Origin of the sequence: Streptomyces sp. NPDC001315, from assembly GCF_042896175.1 — a bacterium.
In the GTDB taxonomy this organism is placed as follows: Bacteria; Actinomycetota; Actinomycetes; order Streptomycetales; family Streptomycetaceae; genus Streptomyces.
The window spans coordinates 247,859-264,814 of the sequence record NZ_JBIAWZ010000005.1 but is presented as its reverse complement, the minus strand read 5'-3'; the positions used below and the strand labels follow the sequence as shown (position 1 = coordinate 264,814).

Genomic DNA, 16,956 nt, shown 5'->3' with positions numbered 1-16,956 from the left:
CTGCGGCGGCCGGAATGGCGCACGGCCGCCTTCGCGGTCTGCCAGGCAGGGTGGGGAACACCCACGAAGGTGTGGTGGCTCATGGCCGCTTCCTCGGGTCGTGGGCCGGTCCGTGGGTGTGCTGGGGCCGCATCCGGGTGCCTGCTTGGTGCAGGAGCCGATAGACGGTGGCGACGGAGTAGCTGTGCTCCCGGGCGAGTTCCGGCACCGTGGCACCGGCCTCGTACCGTGCGCGCAGGGACAGCGCGACCTTGTACCGTTCGGCGGCCCGCGCTGCGGCGCGCGTGCGTACGGTCTGCTGGGTGGTGCGCACGGTGCCGCCGGCCTCGATCAGCAGGCGCCGGGCAGCACGCCTCGTCTCTCCCGCTGCCGCGGCGAGTTCGGTGAGGGTTGCGCCGTGCTGCTCGTACAGGGTGCGCAGGTGGGCCGCGAGTCGTTGTCGGGCTTGTGGGTTCTGCCGGATCCGGCGGGTCTGCCAGGAGGTGCGCATGACGGTCCCGGCGTCGTGCAGTCGGTTGAGGACGGTGCCGTAGGACAGGCCGCTGGTGGTGACGAGTTCGTCGACCGTGGCACCGGACTCGTACTGCGTGCGCAGGGCCTGGGGTGTCACCGCCTTGCTCGCGTCGGAGGTGGCCGGGGGATGTGGGTTCATGCGACGGACTCCCATTCGCTGAGGGCTTCGGCATGGGCGGCGGCCAGCTCGTCGTAACTGCGCTGGTCGGATGGGGTGATGAGGATCAGGCGGCCGTCGGTGGCGACCCGCCAGTCGGCGGCCGGACGTCCTGTGGCCGGGTCGAGGACCCGCCCGTCCGGGGCGTGCCACGCGGGCGGGATCTCGTCCGGGCGTGGCACGGGTACCAGGACCTGACGGCCGTCGCGGACGATCACGAGAGCCCTGCTGCGGTGCTCCGCAAGCCGGTCCAGTGCCTCCTGGTAGGCCGCCCGCTCCGCCGTGTGAAGGGCCTTGCGCCGGGCCGCGATGCCCCAGGTGCCGTGTTGCTCGGCGACCTTGGTCCAGCCCTGTGCCGGCGTTGCGGTGTGGTCGTTGTCGGTGTTCGGGAGGCGGATGCCGAAGCCCTCCAGGGCACGTGGTGCGAGGGTCCAGGTCTCCCCGGTGTGCTGGATGAGGCCGTGGTCGGCGAGGCGTTTCAGGGTCCGGTAGGTGGTGGCGCGGGAGACCGAGGACGTACCGACGAGTTCGGCAACGGTCTGGTTGGGGTGCTGGTGCAGGGCGCTGATGATCATGAGGGCGGCGCTGCCGAGGCCGTGGTGGGCGAAGGCGTCGTGGCCCATGAGTTGGCCGAGGACGGTGGAGTCGATGTCGGCCGTCGTGGCCGTCTCAGGGGTGGGCCACTCCTCAAGTGCCGGGTCGGGGGGGTACTGAGTGGTCCGGAAACGAGACGGCCGAGCGTCCAGGTACCAGATCGAGCCTTCGTGACCGTGGCCGACCCGCAGCCGGCGCAGCCAGCCCTGCGGCTTGAGGACCTTCTCGTAGACGGCCCGCAGCGTCGTGCGGGAGATGCCTGCCTCTTCGGCGGTCTGCCGTTCGCTAGCGTGGTGCAGCGGGCCGCCCGCGATCTCGGCGAAGTTCAGATGCGCCCGCAGCACCCGCAGCGCGGTACGTCCCCGCTCCCCGCGCCAGGGCGTCGTCTCGATACGGTCGCGCAGCGCCGCGAGAACCTCGTATACCTCGTGCCGGGACCTGAGAAGCCTGGTGGTGCTGACCGCTTCCGAAGCACTGGCCCACACCCGGCGGATGTAGCCCAAGGCACGCGACTGCCCGGAACGCAGCGCGATGCTCCGGGCGTGCCTGCCGCCCTCATGCTCCGGGTGCAGCAGGAGCTGCGTCAGCTGGTCGACGGTGCCACCGGCACGGGCCACGTGGCAGGCGATGGCCGCGGTGATCCGGTGCCCGTGCTCGGCAGCGCCCGCGCGGTTTTCACGCAGGACCAGACTTCGGCCGTCGGAGGCGAGCCTGCTGTAACTGCCGGTGGCGTAGCGGCCGGTGAGGTCTCCGAGCAGAATGAGATCGGTCGCGGCCGACGGAAGCTGGACGGGGCTGAGAGGTCCGCGGAATTCGGTGGAGTTTCGTTGAGAGAGGGCATGATGTGTGCTGTCTGTCACGGTGGGGTCGTCTCGCAAAGACGTGGACGCCACCCAGGCCCGCTAAAACCACGGGTGGTGTCCGGAACCGACCTCCATCGGCGCCAGCAAGGTCTCCAGAATGGCCGTCCTGGAAACCCTCGTAAGCCCGGCCCCGAGCGGAGGCAGGCGTCCCCATCGCAGCTCGACCGAGATCGAATCAGAGCACCGCCAGAGTCGCTCACGCCTGATCCACACCGGACAACTCAGGTCCCTCACAGGCCAGTTTCAGGGGCTGATGCCTCTGACTGCCTCCGAGCGACCCGGGTCGAACCGGGGTCGAATCAGAGCGGTTTCCTCTGACTGCCTCCGATCGCCTCTGCAACCCGTCCTAGCAGGTCACAGCCTCATCGCCCCCACACAAGCGCAGGTCAGAAAGATGCGCTAGCTGTACCACTGGTTCCTGGCAAAAGCGGTCATGTGCGGCATGGCAGTTCCCGTCCCTGTCGGCGGGGCGCCGTCGCCCCGCGTGCCGTGGTCGGAGTCAGCGTCCTGACGCTGGCGGTGGCTCCGCAAGACGGCTTCTGTCAGACGGAAGGACTTCCGCAAAGAGGCTGGTCAGAGCGCTGTTCGGTCAGTCCCGCGATCCAGTTCATCACGTACGTCCAGGCTTCCGTTCCGCGGCCAGGCGCGCGGATGCCCGGCGTGCCTCGGCGACGCGGTGCGGCGAGTCCCAGGCGAGCGCGACGCGTTCGGCCAGTGCGTAGTTGTCGGCCGCGGCCTGATCCTCCCCGAGGAGCCGGTACAGGTCGGCGAGGGCGTGGGCGAGCGGGCGGGTCGCGTAAGCCGCGCCGGCCGTCCCGGCGAACTGGTCGCGGATGGGCAACAGATGCTCGATCAGCATGACCGCCGCGTCCGTGTCCCGGAGCAGTACGGCCACTTCGCAGCGGTAGTCCAACTCCACACCGTAGAGGTGGTCCGTCACCGGTCGCGGTGACAAGGGCACCGCCGCCGCTTCGTCCAGCCGTCCCAGGCGAGCCAGGACGAGGGCCTGGGCCACCGCGACGGGGGTGCCGATCGCCTCGTACAGGTCGCGGACGACCGACTCGAGGTCGGCGGTACGGTCCTGAGCGAGGCGAATGGTGATCATCCCCAGCAGGCGCGAGCCCGTGGCATGGTGCGCCCCGACGCGTTGAAACAGCCCATCGGCTGCGGCGTATCGGGCCTCTGCCTCGTCGAAGCGGCCGGAAACCGTGGCCAGCATGGCCGAGGTCGCGGCGGCGATGGCCTGTGCCCACAGCATGCGGTAGCGGCGTGCCAGTTCCAGTCCGACGGCATTATGCCGGCGCAGCCCGGCGGGATCGTTGCGGGTCGCGGCGGTCATGCCGTCGAGGTGCTCGCACACCCAGAGGTAGGCCGGGAGGTCGTGCGTCTGCGCCAGCTGCCGCAGTTCCGCGACGAGCGGCGTTCGGACGGTACCCTGTGCCTCATGAGGCAGTAGCTTGGCGGACGTCATCAACGCCGAGGCCAGCAGGCGCGGTTCTCCCTCGGCTCGGGCCAGCGCCAGTTGCGTGTTCGCCGCCTCCAAGGCGCGGGGTGCCTGCTCGGCAGCCAGGGCGTCGACGAGGACCTGGAGGACCCGGGCGCGAGTGGGGCCGTCGAGGGTGCGGTCGTCGGCGAGCCGTTCCAGACGGGCCAGGCCGGCGCGGTCGAAGAGACCCTCCAGCCGGCTGCGCCAGGGCGAGGGCTCCGTCCAGGCGCCGTAGACCGCGGCGACCAGGTCGTCCCGGCCTGCCCGTACCGCGAGGTCGACCGCCCGCTGCCGGGTGTGCCGGGCGGCGTCCGTCGCTCCGGCCCGCACCTGTGCCCCCAACAGGCGTACCAGGAGAGCCACAGTGTCCTGCGGGTCGGCGTCGTGGTAGGCCGCGGACGCCTGGTGCGCCTCGACGGCCTGCTCGATCAGCTCGATGGCCATGTCGTGGGCATACCGCCGCTCGGCGAGCTCGGCCGCCCGCAGCGCATAGTCGATGGCCAGGGGCGCGTCGGCGGTTCTGCCTGAGCGGGCGAAATGGAACGCGAGGGCCGCGAGATCGTGCGGGCGGTGGCGCCGCAGTCCTTGCGCGATGCGGTTGTGCAGTCGGGCCCGCCGCACCCCGGACAGATCGGTGTAGACGGTGTTGTGGACCAGCGCGTGCACGAAGCGGACCTGTCCCACAGCGGGCTCGGTCAGCAGATCCGCGGCCACCGCGGCGTCGAGCCCTTCCAGCACCGTGTCCTCGTCGGCGTCGGCCGCGTCGACCAGGAGGGCGACTTCGGCCTCCAGCCCCGCGACGGCAGCCAACTGCACAGATGAGCGGGCTTCGGCCGGCAGCAGCGCCAGACGCCTGCGCAGCACATCTCGTACGCCCTGAGGGACTTCCGACACGGCCACCAGAGCGCCCTCGCTGACCAGCAGGCGGGCACTCTCCAGGACGTAGAAGGGGTTGCCGCCGGTGCGTTCGGCGAGTGCCGTCACCGTGGTCTCGTCGACGGTTTCGCCGCAGACAGCGGTGACCACGGTCGCGACGTCCTGGGGCGAGAGGCCGCCGAGCGCGATGCGTCGCGGGGCGCCGGGTGCGAGGTGGGCGAGGGTCTTGCCGAGCTCTTCGCCCACCTCGGCCGGACGGTAACTGGCGACGATGAGGAGAGGAACGCCGGTGATCTGCGCGGCCGCCTCCAGGAGCGCCAGCGTCTCGCTGTCGGCACGGTGCAGATCCTCCAGGAGGATGGCCAGCGGTTGTCCGGCAGCCGCGGTCCGCAGCCAGGCGGCGAAGGCACGGTGCATTCGAAAGCGTCCCGCGGTGGCCTCGTCGCGTGTCATGGCGGCCACGGCCTCCGACTCGTGCAGCAGGACGGCAAGCTCCTCGGGGTGCGGCGGTGGCACGAAACGGGCGAGAGCTTCCAGTGCCTCAACCCAGGACCACGCCGGCGGCGCCCCGTCGTACTCGGGGCAGCGCCCGATCACCACCGTCCACCCTGTCGCCCCCAGCCGCCCGACGAGATGGTCGAGCAGTGCGGACTTGCCCCCTCCGGGCTCGCCGGTGACCAGGACCACGCCGCCCGCGCGACGGGCCTCCCGTGCGGCGGCCTCCACGGCACTCACTTCGGCTTCCCTGCCGACGAAGAGGCGGCCGTCGGCCTCCCGCGCATCAACGGGAGCGGTTCCCGGGACGGCGATCGCGAGTGCCGTTTCCGGTCCGGCAGCGCGCAGCACGTCCAGCCGCTGGGCGAGCACGGCGTGTTCGAGTTCGGCCAGGGCCGGCCCGGGATCGCAACCGAGTTCCTCCCGCAGAATCGCGGTGGCGCGGCGCAGAGTGGACAGGGCGTCGGCCTGGCGGCCGCCGGCCCACTGGGCGAGAGCGAGCAGCCGCCAACCCTCCTCTCGCAACGGGCTCTGCCGCACCAGGACTTCGGCCGCCAGCACCGCCTCGGCCGCGTGGCCGGTGCGCAGGTCGGCCGCGACGGACAGCTCCCGGGCCTGCGCGCACAGTTCCGTCAGCCGGGCCACCTCCGACGTGGCCCACGACTCGTCACTGTGCTCGAGGAAGGGTGGTCCCTGCCACCATCCGAGCGCTTCCGTGAGCAGTTGGCGTGCGTTGTCCGGCGGGGCGCTGCGGGCTCGGGCCACCTGGGCCTCGAATTGCCAGGCGTCCACGGCCTCGGGAGGCAGCCGCAGAGCGTAGCCCGGAGGGGAGGTGACCAGGACGGTCGCGGGAGTACGTGGAAGCCGATCCGGCTCCAGCAGGCGGCGCAGGTTTGACACATAGGCGTGCAGAGACACGACGGCCTTGGCCGGGGGCACACCGCGCCACAGCGCGTCGGCCATACGGTCGACGGACACCACCTGCTGGCGGGCAGCGACCAGCAGCGCGAGAACGGTCCGCTGCCGCGGGGCCCCCAGTTCGACCGGTTTCCCCCCGACAACGGCGCCCAGAGAACCCAGGACTCGAATTCGCAGCACGCCACGCGAATCTACCCCAGTGGTGTCACAGACCGTGAACACACGCTAAACATGCTGGTCAACGGCTTCGCAAGTACGGTCCCAAGCGGACGCCAAGTCGGCTGCGAAACAGTGGCGACTTCTTACCGGTGCCTCATTCTTGGAGTGACCAGGCGTGTCTCGCAGTAGTTTTCCCCCCTATACACACGAGATGGTGGTCGTCCATCGGGTCTTCCGACGCGAGTCGGCGCTGGCACCCCGTCTGGTACGGGCCGTGCCGGACGGCGACACGACACGCGCGGCGCAGATAGCGGCCCACCTGGACGACTACGTGATGGGGCTGCATCATCACCATTCCCTCGAGGACGAGTTGGTCTGGCCCCTGCTGCATGCCCGGAGCGCGGACGGCGGGCTGGTCGACCGGATGGAGAAGCAACACCAGCGCATCGACCTGACCCTGGCTGCCGTCGCCGAATGGCTCCCCGCGTGGCGGCGGGAGGCGAACCACATCGCCCGTGAGGAACTGGCCCTCGCCCTGACCGAGCACCGGACGGCGCTGGTCGAGCACCTCGACGACGAGGAGCGGTTGGCACTGCCTCTGGTCGCCGAGCATCTGACCGTCGCCGAGTGGGACCTGGTCGGCCAACGCGGTATGGACGGGCTGCCCAAGAACAAGGTGCTGCTGGCACTCGGCGCGATCCTCGAGGACGCAACGGCGGAGGAACGCGCCTACTTCCTCGGCAGGGCACCGCTTCTCGGCCGTCTGCTGTGGAAGATCGTCGGTCGACGCCAGTACGCCAACTGGTGCCGTGCCGTGCGTGGGGGGCTGCTCGAGGAGGCGCGCCGGTGACCGTGCTCGATGCCGCCTCCCTCGACGTCCTGGACGCCTATCGGACCTGCGAGTTCGTGACGCTCGCCCGCGACGGCGCACCGGTGGTTTGGCCGGCGGTAGTTCGACGCCGGGCCGACGGAACGCTCTTGCTGACCACGTCCCTCGCGTTCGCGCAGAAGGCGTTGAACGTGCGCCGTGACGGGCGCGTGGCCCTGCTCTACTCCGACCCCACCGGCAGCGGTCTCGACCATCCACCCCAGATCTACGTCGGCGGTCGGGCCGTATGCCCGGACGACATCATGACGGGGCCCGAAGGCGCTGAGGACTACTGGCGGATGCTGTTCGAGCGGCAGCCGCACAGTCGCTCCTACCTCGCCCCCGGCGTGAGACGGCTGATGGAGTGGTACTACCTGCGCCTGCTCATCACGGTCACTCCGGAACAGGTCGTCGTGCGCCCTCCATTGGCGTCCCTGCCCCCGTCGCAGCCCGCCAACGGAGAAGGGCCCGCTTCGCTTCTGCTCGGGGCCACGCAGCTCGGCCGCTATCCGACGGCGGTGCTGGCGGCATGCGACAAGACGGGAGCACCTGTCCTCGCCCGGACCCGGCCTGTGGCGACGGATGCGGGCTTCGCGGTGGGGGTGCCCTCTGACTGCGGCGTGACGGAGGGTCCCGCTGCACTGCTGGTGCACCGGCACGACGAACGGCTCAACCACATGGAGAACACGCTCGTCCGCGGAGAACTGCGACAGGACGGGGAAGGCTGGCTGTTGGTGCCCGGCACGGTGGTGGAACCCATGGGCTCCGGACGCGCCCTCGACGCATTGCGCGTGCTGCGCCGAACGAAGCGGGCCACCGCACGCTATTTGCAACGGCGTGGCCTGCCACGGCCTCCCGTGCAGTGGGAGGCGTTTCGGGCACTGGCCACGCCCAAGCCGAAGGGAGTGGGCAGCTGACGGAGCAACAACGGGCGCGGCGGCTGACTCCGCCACTCGGCGGTGCGCTGCCGACCCCCGAGCCCAGCCGCCACGCCCCCGAGGGCATCGGCCAGGACCGCGACGGAGCTGGTCCTTGGCCCGACTGGGCAGGCTGGTGCGGTCGTCGGCCTTGACCATGACGACGTGGGCGGTGACGCCGTGCTCGTTGCGTGCGGCGGCGCGCTCGCCCTCGTCGAAGGTGGCCACGAGTTTGCGGCGCTCGATCTTGGTGGGGGCGACCGGCACGAGCAGCAGGTCGCTTCGGTGACGGCCTCGTGGAAGATGCGGGCGCTGCCGCCGCCGGCGTCGACCACGATCGCGCCGAACTCGGCGCGCTTGACCCGGATGTACTCGGCGATGTCGCGATCATGTCCGACGTCACGAGCACCGCTGGCTGTGCTGTCGCGCCGGATTCGCTCCGAAGCCGTGTTGCTCGAGGTGGGAGGCGAGGACTGCCGCCTGGACCCGGCGCTGCACGCCCAGCTTCGCCAGCAGGCGGGAGATGTGGTTCTTGACGGTCTTCTCGGACAGGTAGAGCTTCTTGCCGATCTCGCGGTTGGTCAGACCGTCGCCGATCAGGGCGAGGATGTCCCGTTCACGCGGCGACAGGCTCGCCAGCTCGGGCGGCAGCGCGGCGGCCTCGGCGGGGCCGGCCCGCAGGGAGCGCATGAGGCGGGCGGTCGTCGCAGGGTCCAGCATCGACTGGCCCGAGGCGACGGTACGCACGGCCGAGACGAGGTCGGAGCCCTTGATCTGCTTCAGGACGTACCCGGAGGCCCCGGCCATGATGGCGTCCAGCAGGGCGTCCTCGTCGTCGAACGAGGTCAGCATCAGACAGGCCAGCTCCGGCATCCGGCTGCGGAGCTCACGGCAGACCGAGATGCCGTCGCCGTCGGGGAGGCGTACGTCGAGCACGGCGACGTGCGGGCGCAGGGCGGGGCCGCGGACGAGGGCGTGCTCGGCGGTGTCCGCGTCACCGACCACGTGGATGTCCGGTTCGGCGTCGAGCAGGTCGGTCAGTCCGCGTCGTACGACTTCGTGGTCGTCCAGCAGGAACACGCGGATCGGATCCTGTTCCGTGAAGGTGCGTGTCTCGGCCATGACGACCCTTCCGTTCCCGGGTAAGGACAGACTACGGGCTGTCCATGAGGCCGATCCTCACCTCTTCTGCACCGGACGCACTAGGGCCGACCGGCCCCACTCGATCCGTGGTCCTCGTCCGCCAGGTCGAACCGCCCCCGCCCCCGCCCCCGCCCCCGCCCCCGCGGCCGCCGTCGAGGACCTTGTTCCGGAGGCCGGTCGGCCCCCGCCTCTCCTCGGCTCTGCGGTCTCGTACGGCTCCGGCGTCCGACGGGACAGGCCGGCGGGGGAGGTGCTCTCGGTCCCCCTGAGGTGGGTCGACCGGCTTCGAGAGCGGCGGGGGCCGGCGCCGACCGCGATGTCGTACCAGCCCTCGCCGAGGACGGATACCGTGGGAGGGACCCAGCCGGTCCGGGTTTGCCCGCCGAAGGGATCTGGAGGAGCGTGGTGGCAAGCCCCGAAGAGCCCCGCGTACGACTGCCGCAGCTCAAGCTCGACGAGTTGCTGGAGGAGCTGCAGGCCCGGCTCGACGCGGCCCGGGGTACCCGCGACCGGGTCCACAGCCTGCTGGAGGCGGTGCTCGCCGTCGGCCGTGAGCTGGACCTGGAGCAGGCCCTGCACTCCATCGTGGACGCGGCCGCGGCGCTCGTGGACGCGGAATACGCGGCCCTCGGAGTCATCGGACCCGACGGCACACGGCTGTCCGCCTTCTACACGGTGGGCGTGACCGAGGCCGAGATCGCCGAGATCGGCCCCTTCCCGAAAGGGCACGGCATCCTCGGCGAGTTGATCCGTCACCCGGAGCCGCTACGGCTGGCGAAGATCTCCGAGCACCCGGCCTCGTACGGCTTCCCGCCGAACCACCCGCCGATGAACAGCTTCCTAGGCGTCCCGATCAGGGTCCGCGACCAGGTCTTCGGCAACCTGTACCTGACCGAGAAACGCGGCGGCGCCCAGTTCGACGACGAGGACGAGTCGGTGCTGGCCACGCTGGCCGTGGCCGCCGGCGTGGCCATCGACAACGCCCGCCTGTACGAGGACTCCCGGCTGCGCGAGCGCTGGCTGCGGGCGAACGCGGAAATCACCCACCGCCTGATGTCGGGCAGCGCACGCGCCGAGGCCCTGGGCCTGATCGCCGAACGGGCCCGGGAAATCGCGGGCTCGGCTCTGGCGGCGGTCGCGATGCCGATGGAGGACACCGAGTCGCTCACCGTGGAGATCGCCGTCGGCGTGGATGCCGAGGCACACCGGGGGCTGGTGCTGCCCGTGCAGGCGAGCCTGATGGGACTGGCCTATACTGCCGCCGCTCCGGTGGCCAGCGACGACGTCATCCACGACACGCGGATCTCCCCGGAACCCCCGCGCTTCGACGGACTCGGCCCCGCCGTCGCCGTCCCCATCGGCACGGGAGAGGGCGGCACCAGGGGCGTGGTCCTGCTGGCGCGCGAGGCCGGGCGGCCGGTGTTCTCGGAAAAGGAGACCGAGATGCTGCAGGGCTTCGCCGCGCAGGCCGCGATCGCGATGGAACTGGCCGAACGCCGACAGGACGCCGAGCAGATCGCCGTGCTCCAGGACCGCGACCGGATCGCCCGCGACCTGCACGACCTGGCCATCCAGCGACTGTTCGCCACCGGGATGACACTGCAGAGCGCGGGCCGCTTCATCGAGCACCCGGAGGCTTCCGAGCGGGTGCTGCGGGCCGTCGACGACCTGGACGAAACCATCAAGATCATCAGGTCGACGATCTTCGGGCTGCGGGCACGCGAGGGTGCCGCCGGGAGCGGACTGCGGGCCGGAGTCGTGCGTGTGGTCGGCGGGGCCGCCCCGGCGCTGGGCTTCGCGCCCAGCGTGCGCATGGAGGGCCTGGTCGACACCGACGTGCCGCGCGAGATCGCCGACCACGTCGTGGCCGTGCTCTCCGAGGCGCTCACCAACATCGCCCGGCACGCCCATGCCGGCCGGGCGCAGGTCGTCCTGACAACCGACGGTCATGAGGTGTCCCTGACGGTCTCGGACAACGGCGTGGGCATCGCGCCCGAGGGCCGCCGCAGCGGGCTGCGCAACATGGCCGAGCGGGCGGAACAGCTGGGCGGCCACCTTCGGGTGTCCAGCCCCGACGGCGGCGGCGCCCTGCTGGAGTGGCGGGTTCCGCTGCCCGCGACGTAGGCGTTCGAACCGGTCGGGTGGCGCGAGCGTGGCGTATCGGCCCCCGGGACAGGCCACTCGGCCCATGTCGCGACCGCGTTCGCGGCCGCAGGCTGAAGGTGTCGTAGACGGCATCCGAGAGCCCTGGAGGACGCCATGCACGGCACCCCGACCGTCGTGAACGACGTGATGACCGGCACGGTCGTCGCCCTGCGTACAGGAGTGGCCTTCAAGCACATCGTGCAGACCATGCAGGAGTGGCGCGTGAGCGCGCTGCCGGTGCTGGACGACGGCGAACGCGTCGTCGGTGTCGTCTCCGAGGCCGATCTGCTGCCCAAGGAGGAGTATCGCGAGGTCGACGTGGGCCGGTACGGACAGCTGAGGGACCTCGCCGAGCTCCGCAAGGCGGATGGCGTGACCGCCGAGGAGTTGATGACCGCTCCGGCCGTCACTGTGGCGCCCGACGCCACCCTCGCCCACGCCGCGCGCATCATGGCCCGCAACAGGGTCAAGCGGCTGCCGGTCGTCGGCCCTGATGGGGTCCTGAAGGGCATCGTCAGCCGGTCCGATCTCTTGAAGGTGTTCCTGCGGGACGACGAGGACATCGCCGAGGACGTCGGCCGTGAGGTCGGCGTACGGCTCTTCGGCACGCGGGCGGCGCCGGTCCGGGTCGAGGTGCACGATGGAGTGGTCACGCTCTCCGGCCGGGTCCACGACACCGTGCTCGTACCGATCGCGGTCCTGTTGGCGCGGTCGGTACCGGGCGTGGTCGACGTGCGATGCGCGCTGGCCGGCCGGCGCCGCCACCCGGACCTCGGCGACGGCCTGCAGGCCCCGAAGAAACCGAGGGCCTCCGTCTGACGGCGGCCGAGGGCATGTGCTCGCGCGAGAGGAGGCGGGCGACCGATGCGGAAGACACCTCCCACGACCGTGGCACGTGTGCGGCTGTGGCGTTGGCGGCGCAATCCCCTCAGACGGCACAGCGACGTCGTCGAGGCCTGGATCGTGCTCGGGACCTGGATCCTGGTCCTCGTCGGCGGAGCGTTCGCGGGTCTGACGGCAGCACAGGCCGTGGACTCGGCCTTCGCCGCGCGGCGGGCCCAGGTGCACGCCGTGTCCGCCGTACTCACGGACGACGCGGCGAGGACCCCGCCCGCCGGGACCGGATACGACGACGGCAGGGTGTGGGCCACGGTGCGCTGGACGGACGCGGACGGCTCGGTGCACCAGGGCCGGGCGACGGTCGTCCCGGGTGCCCCGGCCGGAACCCGACTCACGGTGTGGACCGACCCGACCGGCCGGGTGGTCGCCCAGCCCGCCAGTACGGCGGAGGCGACCCTGCAGGCGGCCCTGACCGGCATCCTCGTCGCCTCGCTGACCGGCGCGACGGTCTGGGCCGGCGGATGGCTGGTCCGCACCGGGCTCGTGCGCCGGCGCCTGGCCGAATGGGACGAGGAGTGGAAGCGCGTCGGGCCCGGGTGGGAGAACTTCAGCGGGGGCCGGGGCTGAGCGCCAGCGGGGGCCGGGGCTGAGCGCCGCGGCGCCCGAGCGGGAGCCCGGAGCCCGTAGGAACCCGGGCCGCCGGGTTGTTCCGACGGCCCGCGTCAGCACGTCGTTCACCGGTGCGGGCCGCTCCGCCCGCTGTCCTCCTCACGGTGGCGGGTGGTCACGACAGGCCACCGCTGCCGTAGGGGGCGTACAGGTCGAGCAGCCGGATCCGGGAGGCGTGCAGCCGTTGGGCGACCACGCGCCCGACCCAGACCGCGATCGCCCGGCCGAACTCGGGGTCTTCGGCGCACATCGCCCGGACCGTCCCGGCGTCGAACTCCCAGGCCCGCACCGGGCTCATCGCATCGGCGCCCAGGTGCCAGACGTGCGGCGGGAAGTGCCAGGACCAGCCGACCAGTTCGCCCTGACCGAGCGACTCGATGACCACGGGGCGGCGGCCGGGCACGTGCAGGTCGAGGGCGACGGTGCCGGTTCGGACGATCCAGAAGCGGTCGGCGCGCCGGCCCTCCTCGAACAGGCGGGTGCCGGCCTCGAAGGAGACCTCGCGGGCGACCCGCATCAGCTGTTCGCGGTGCTCGGCGGGGAGCGCCGCGTTCATGGTGGTGGTGGCGGAGGTCATCGCACCGGCTCCCTTCGTGATGCCTGATCCCAGCGTGTGCCTCCTGCGGGTTCGGCACCACGGGCCGCTCGGGCCCGACCCCGGGCCCTTCGGCCCACCTGGCGACGGCATCGCGGCCGGGGTGGCCACGTCGCGACGCTGCCGGATCGGCCGTGACCCCCGGTCGGGGCCGGACGTGGGCGACGACCGCTTCTCCCCGCTCCGCGTCCTGGACGGCGGCCACAGCGGCTACGGCGGCCTCCAGGACGGACGGGTCCGGGTGATCTACTGGCAGGCCCGGCGCCACACCCCGAGCTCCAGCTTCTTCAGCATCAGGTGCGTGCAAGGGCCCGCAGTGCTGGTCCGGGCCCGGCGTCGCCGGAGGGTCGGTGACGGTCCGGCTCCGGCCGGGCGGAACGATGGTGCCGAGGTTCGCCGGGCCGGTGCCCGAACAAGGGGGTGCTGCCGACGGCCGCGGCCGGACTGCAGCCGGTGAAGCCCGTGCCGGGGGAGTGCCTTGGCCAGGTCCTGGCGCACCGCACACCTCACGTACCGATGACTTTCACATCGACGCCATCGGACCCTTCCTTGCCGTTCGATGCCCTTGGAACACTCCTTGCGCGCACATTCCGTCACGTTCCGGCCAGTCGCGCACGCCACGACGAGAAGGGTCCCTCACCCATGTCCGAGGTCAACCGGCGCCGCTTCCTCCAACTCGCGGGAGCCACCACGGCGTTCACGGCACTGTCGAACAGCATCGAGCGTGCCGCCGCGCTCCCGGCCAACCACCGAACGGGGTCGATCCAGGACGTCGAGCACATCGTCGTCCTGATGCAGGAGAACCGCTCCTTCGACCACTACTTCGGCTCGCTGCGCGGCGTCCGCGGCTTCGGCGACCCGCGCCCGGCGTCGCCCACGCCCGGCAGGCCGGTCTGGCACCAGTCCGACGGCACCAAGGACATCCTGCCCTTCCATCCCGACGCCGACGACCTCGGGCTGGCGTTCCTCCAGGACCTCCCGCACGGCTGGAACGACGGACACGCCGCCTTCAACGCGGGCAAGTACGACAAGTGGGTGCCCGCGAAGTCGGCGACCACGATGGCCTACCTGACCCGCGACGACATCCCGTTCCACTACGCGCTCGCCGACGCCTTCACCATCTGCGACGCCTACCACTGCTCCTTCATCGGCTCCACCGACCCCAACCGTTACTACATGTGGACCGGCTACACCGGCAACGACGGCCAGGGCGGCGGCCCCGTCCTCGGCAACGACGAGAACGGCTACGGCTGGACGACCTACCCCGAGCGCCTCGAGCAGGCCGGCGTCTCCTGGAAGATCTACCAGGACGTCGGCGACGGCCTCGACGCGGCCGGCAGCTGGGGCTGGATCCCCGACGCCTACCGCGGCAACTACGGCGACAACTCGCTCCTCTACTTCAACCAGTACCGCGACGCCAAGCCCGGCGACCCCCTCTACGACAAGGCCCGCACCGGCACCGACGCCCGCACGGGCCAGGGTTTCTTCGACCAGCTCACGGCCGACGTGAAGGGCGGCAAACTGCCGCAGGTCTCCTGGATCGTCGCCCCCGAGGCGTTCACCGAACACCCCAACTGGCCCGCCAACTATGGTGCCTGGTACGTCGCCCAGGTCCTGGACGCGCTCACCGCGGACCCGGCCGTCTGGGCGAAGACGGCCCTGTTCATCACCTACGACGAGAACGACGGCTTCTTCGACCACCTGATTCCGCCGTTCCCGCCGGCCTCCGCCACACAGGGCAAGTCCACCGTCGACGTAGGTCCCGACCTGTTCAAGGGCGACAGCGGTCACGTCGCCGGCCCCTACGGCCTTGGCCAGCGCGTGCCGATGCTCGTCATCTCCCCCTGGAGCAAGGGAGGTTACGTCTGCTCCGAAACCCTCGACCACACCTCGATCATCCGGTTCGTGGAACGCCGCTTCGGCGTGCACGAGCCGAACATCTCGCCCTGGCGGCGCGCCATCTGCGGCGACCTCACCTCCGCGTTCGACTTCTCCCGCACGGACACCAAGCCGGTCGCCCTCCCGGACACCGACGGCTACCGGCCCCCGGACGGCGACCGCCACCCCGACTACGTGCCCACCCCGCCCACCCACCCCGTCCTGCCCCGGCAGGAGCGAGGCTCACGGCCCACCCGACCGCTCGGGTACGTTCCGGTGGTGGACGGTTCGGCGGACCCGGCCACCGGGAAGTTCACGCTCACTTTCACCTCCGGCGCCCACGCCGGCGCGGCCTTCCTCGTCACTGCCGGCAACCGCACGGACGGACCCTGGACCTACACCACCGAGGCCGGCAAGTCCCTCTCCGACACCTGGAACACCACGTACTCCGGCGGCTCGTACGACCTGACCGTGCACGGCCCGAACGGCTTCCTGCGCGCCTTCAAGGGCCCCGGCAAGGCGACGGCCGGCCCCGAGGTCACCGCGCGGCACAGCGGCGACGACATCGAACTGACCCTCACCAACAACGGCTCCGCCACAGTGGAACTGAAAGTGGCGAACGGCTACGGCGGCCGCGCGCGAACCGTCCGAGTGCGGCCCGGCGCCACCGTCCGGCACACCGTCGACCTGACGGCGAGCGGGCGTTGGTACGACCTCACCGTCACCTCCGCCGCCGACGCGACCTACCTGCGACGGTTTGCCGGACATGTCGAGAACGGCCGGCCCGGCGTCAGCGACCCCGCCATCGTCACCGGGTAACAAGGTGTAAAAGGGCGATGAACAGCGCATCCTGGGGACTGGCCAGGTCCCCGTGCGCGCGCGATAGTGTGCCCCGGTGACCACGCAATCGAACACTCCTGCAGGCTGGTATCCCGATCCGCACGGGGCGCCCCAGACGCTCCGTTACTGGGACGGCGTGCAGTGGACCCAGCACACCAACCCCGACCAGCAGCAGGGTGCGGGCAACGCCCAGGCGGCACAGCAGGTGCCGCAGCAGCAGGCAGGTCCCGACCCGCGCGTGCAGCAGCAGGTCCGGCAGGAAGCCGGCGTCGCCCCGAGCGGCGCCGGCGGCGGCACGCTGTTCTCCGAGCCGGTCCTGGTGGTGAACCAGAAGGCCAAGCTGATCGAGCTGACCAACGAGTACAAGGTCATGGATCAGAACGGCAACTCGCTCGGCTCGGTCGTCCAGGTCGGCCAGAGCGCGCTGAAGAAGATCCTGCGCTTCGTCGCCAGCATCGACCAGTTCCTCACGCACAAGCTGGAGATCCGCGACGCCTACGGCCAGCCCGTCCTGCTGCTCACGCGCCCGCGCAAGATATTCAAGTCGCGGGTGATCGTGGAGCGCCCGGGCGGTCAGCCGGTCGGCGAGATCGTCCAGCAGAACGTCTTCGGGAAGATCAACTTCGCCATCAACGCCAACGGCCAGAAGGTCGGTGCCATCAAGGCGGAGAACTGGCGGGCATGGAACTTCGCGATCGTCGACCACGCGGACAACGAGGTCGCCCGGATCACCAAGACCTGGGAAGGCCTCGCCAAGACCCTGTTCACGACCGCGGACAACTACGTCCTGCAGATCCACTACCAGCTGCCCGAGCCGCTGCTGAGCCTCGTGGTGGCGACGGCCCTGACCGTGGACACGGCCCTGAAGCAGGACTCGCGGGGCCTGGGCTGACGCCGGTGACGGGGGACGGCTCAGGTGGGCGGGCCAGGAGGGGGGATCCTGCATACCGTAGGCGCGAGGTGGCCGGTATCTCGTATGCGGTGCGCGCGAGGTATGCGG

General features: G+C 71.1%; 12 protein-coding genes. 7 read left to right on the top strand and 5 right to left on the bottom strand.

Annotated features, from left to right (window positions below; all coding sequences use genetic code 11):
* Positions 1-79 precede the first annotated feature (79 nt).
* The 3 genes from ACFY16_RS17265 to ACFY16_RS17255 all read right to left on the bottom strand — a co-directional run bounded on the left by ACFY16_RS17265 (position 80) and on the right by ACFY16_RS17255 (position 6,082).
* On the bottom strand, positions 80-652 hold the full coding sequence (locus tag ACFY16_RS17265; RefSeq protein WP_382095688.1) for a helix-turn-helix domain-containing protein: 573 nt from the start codon (positions 650-652) through the stop codon (positions 80-82).
* Positions 649-2,124, bottom strand: coding sequence for a MarR family transcriptional regulator (locus ACFY16_RS17260; RefSeq protein WP_390647956.1), 1,476 nt, complete (start codon positions 2,122-2,124; stop codon positions 649-651). Before ACFY16_RS17260 ends, ACFY16_RS17265 begins: the two co-directional genes overlap by 4 nt.
* 613 nt (positions 2,125-2,737) lie before the next feature.
* Positions 2,738-6,082: a BTAD domain-containing putative transcriptional regulator gene (locus tag ACFY16_RS17255; RefSeq protein ID WP_390647955.1), complete on the bottom strand. Its 3,345-nt coding sequence runs from the start codon at positions 6,080-6,082 to the stop codon at positions 2,738-2,740.
* 190 nt (positions 6,083-6,272) lie between these two features.
* Between ACFY16_RS17255 and ACFY16_RS17250 the strand changes: the two genes are divergently transcribed.
* Together ACFY16_RS17250 and ACFY16_RS17245 are read left to right on the top strand one after the other, a co-directional pair.
* Positions 6,273-6,911: a hemerythrin domain-containing protein gene (locus tag ACFY16_RS17250; RefSeq protein WP_390647954.1), complete on the top strand. Its 639-nt coding sequence runs from the start codon at positions 6,273-6,275 to the stop codon at positions 6,909-6,911.
* Positions 6,908-7,846, top strand: a complete 939-nt coding sequence (locus ACFY16_RS17245; protein ID WP_390647953.1) for a pyridoxamine 5'-phosphate oxidase — start codon at positions 6,908-6,910, stop codon at positions 7,844-7,846. Before ACFY16_RS17250 ends, ACFY16_RS17245 begins: the two co-directional genes overlap by 4 nt.
* 399 nt (positions 7,847-8,245) lie before the next feature.
* Here the strand turns inward: ACFY16_RS17245 and ACFY16_RS17240 are convergent, their stop codons facing one another.
* Positions 8,246-8,968, bottom strand: coding sequence for a response regulator (locus ACFY16_RS17240; RefSeq protein WP_390647952.1), 723 nt, complete (start codon positions 8,966-8,968; stop codon positions 8,246-8,248).
* 426 nt (positions 8,969-9,394) lie between these two features.
* Here ACFY16_RS17240 and ACFY16_RS17235 point away from each other — a divergent pair, with 426 nt between their 5' ends.
* The 3 genes from ACFY16_RS17235 to ACFY16_RS17225 all read left to right on the top strand — a co-directional run bounded on the left by ACFY16_RS17235 (position 9,395) and on the right by ACFY16_RS17225 (position 12,601).
* Positions 9,395-11,113: a GAF domain-containing protein gene (locus ACFY16_RS17235; protein ID WP_390647951.1), complete on the top strand. Its 1,719-nt coding sequence runs from the start codon at positions 9,395-9,397 to the stop codon at positions 11,111-11,113.
* Positions 11,114-11,248: 135 nt separating this feature from the next.
* A complete protein-coding gene (locus ACFY16_RS17230) occupies positions 11,249-11,953 on the top strand; it encodes a CBS domain-containing protein (RefSeq protein WP_390647950.1) in 705 nt (234 codons plus the stop codon).
* 45 nt (positions 11,954-11,998) lie between these two features.
* Positions 11,999-12,601 (top strand): hypothetical protein, encoded by a 603-nt coding sequence (locus ACFY16_RS17225; protein ID WP_390647949.1) that lies wholly within the window; start codon positions 11,999-12,001, stop codon positions 12,599-12,601.
* Between the two features lie 157 nt (positions 12,602-12,758).
* Here ACFY16_RS17225 and ACFY16_RS17220 read toward each other — a convergent pair whose 3' ends face one another.
* Positions 12,759-13,220, bottom strand: coding sequence for a cyclic nucleotide-binding domain-containing protein (locus ACFY16_RS17220; protein WP_390647948.1), 462 nt, complete (start codon positions 13,218-13,220; stop codon positions 12,759-12,761).
* A gap of 660 nt (positions 13,221-13,880) precedes the next feature.
* On the opposite strand from ACFY16_RS17220, the gene ACFY16_RS17215 reads away from it, so the two are divergent.
* Entirely contained in the window at positions 13,881-15,935 is a 2,055-nt protein-coding gene (locus ACFY16_RS17215; RefSeq protein ID WP_390647947.1) for a phosphocholine-specific phospholipase C, read from the top strand.
* Positions 15,936-16,011: 76 nt separating this feature from the next.
* Positions 16,012-16,848 carry a phospholipid scramblase-related protein gene (locus ACFY16_RS17210; RefSeq protein ID WP_390647946.1) on the top strand — a complete coding sequence of 279 codons (837 nt, stop codon included), beginning with the start codon at positions 16,012-16,014 and terminating at the stop codon, positions 16,846-16,848.
* The last annotated feature ends 108 nt before the right edge of the window (positions 16,849-16,956 follow it).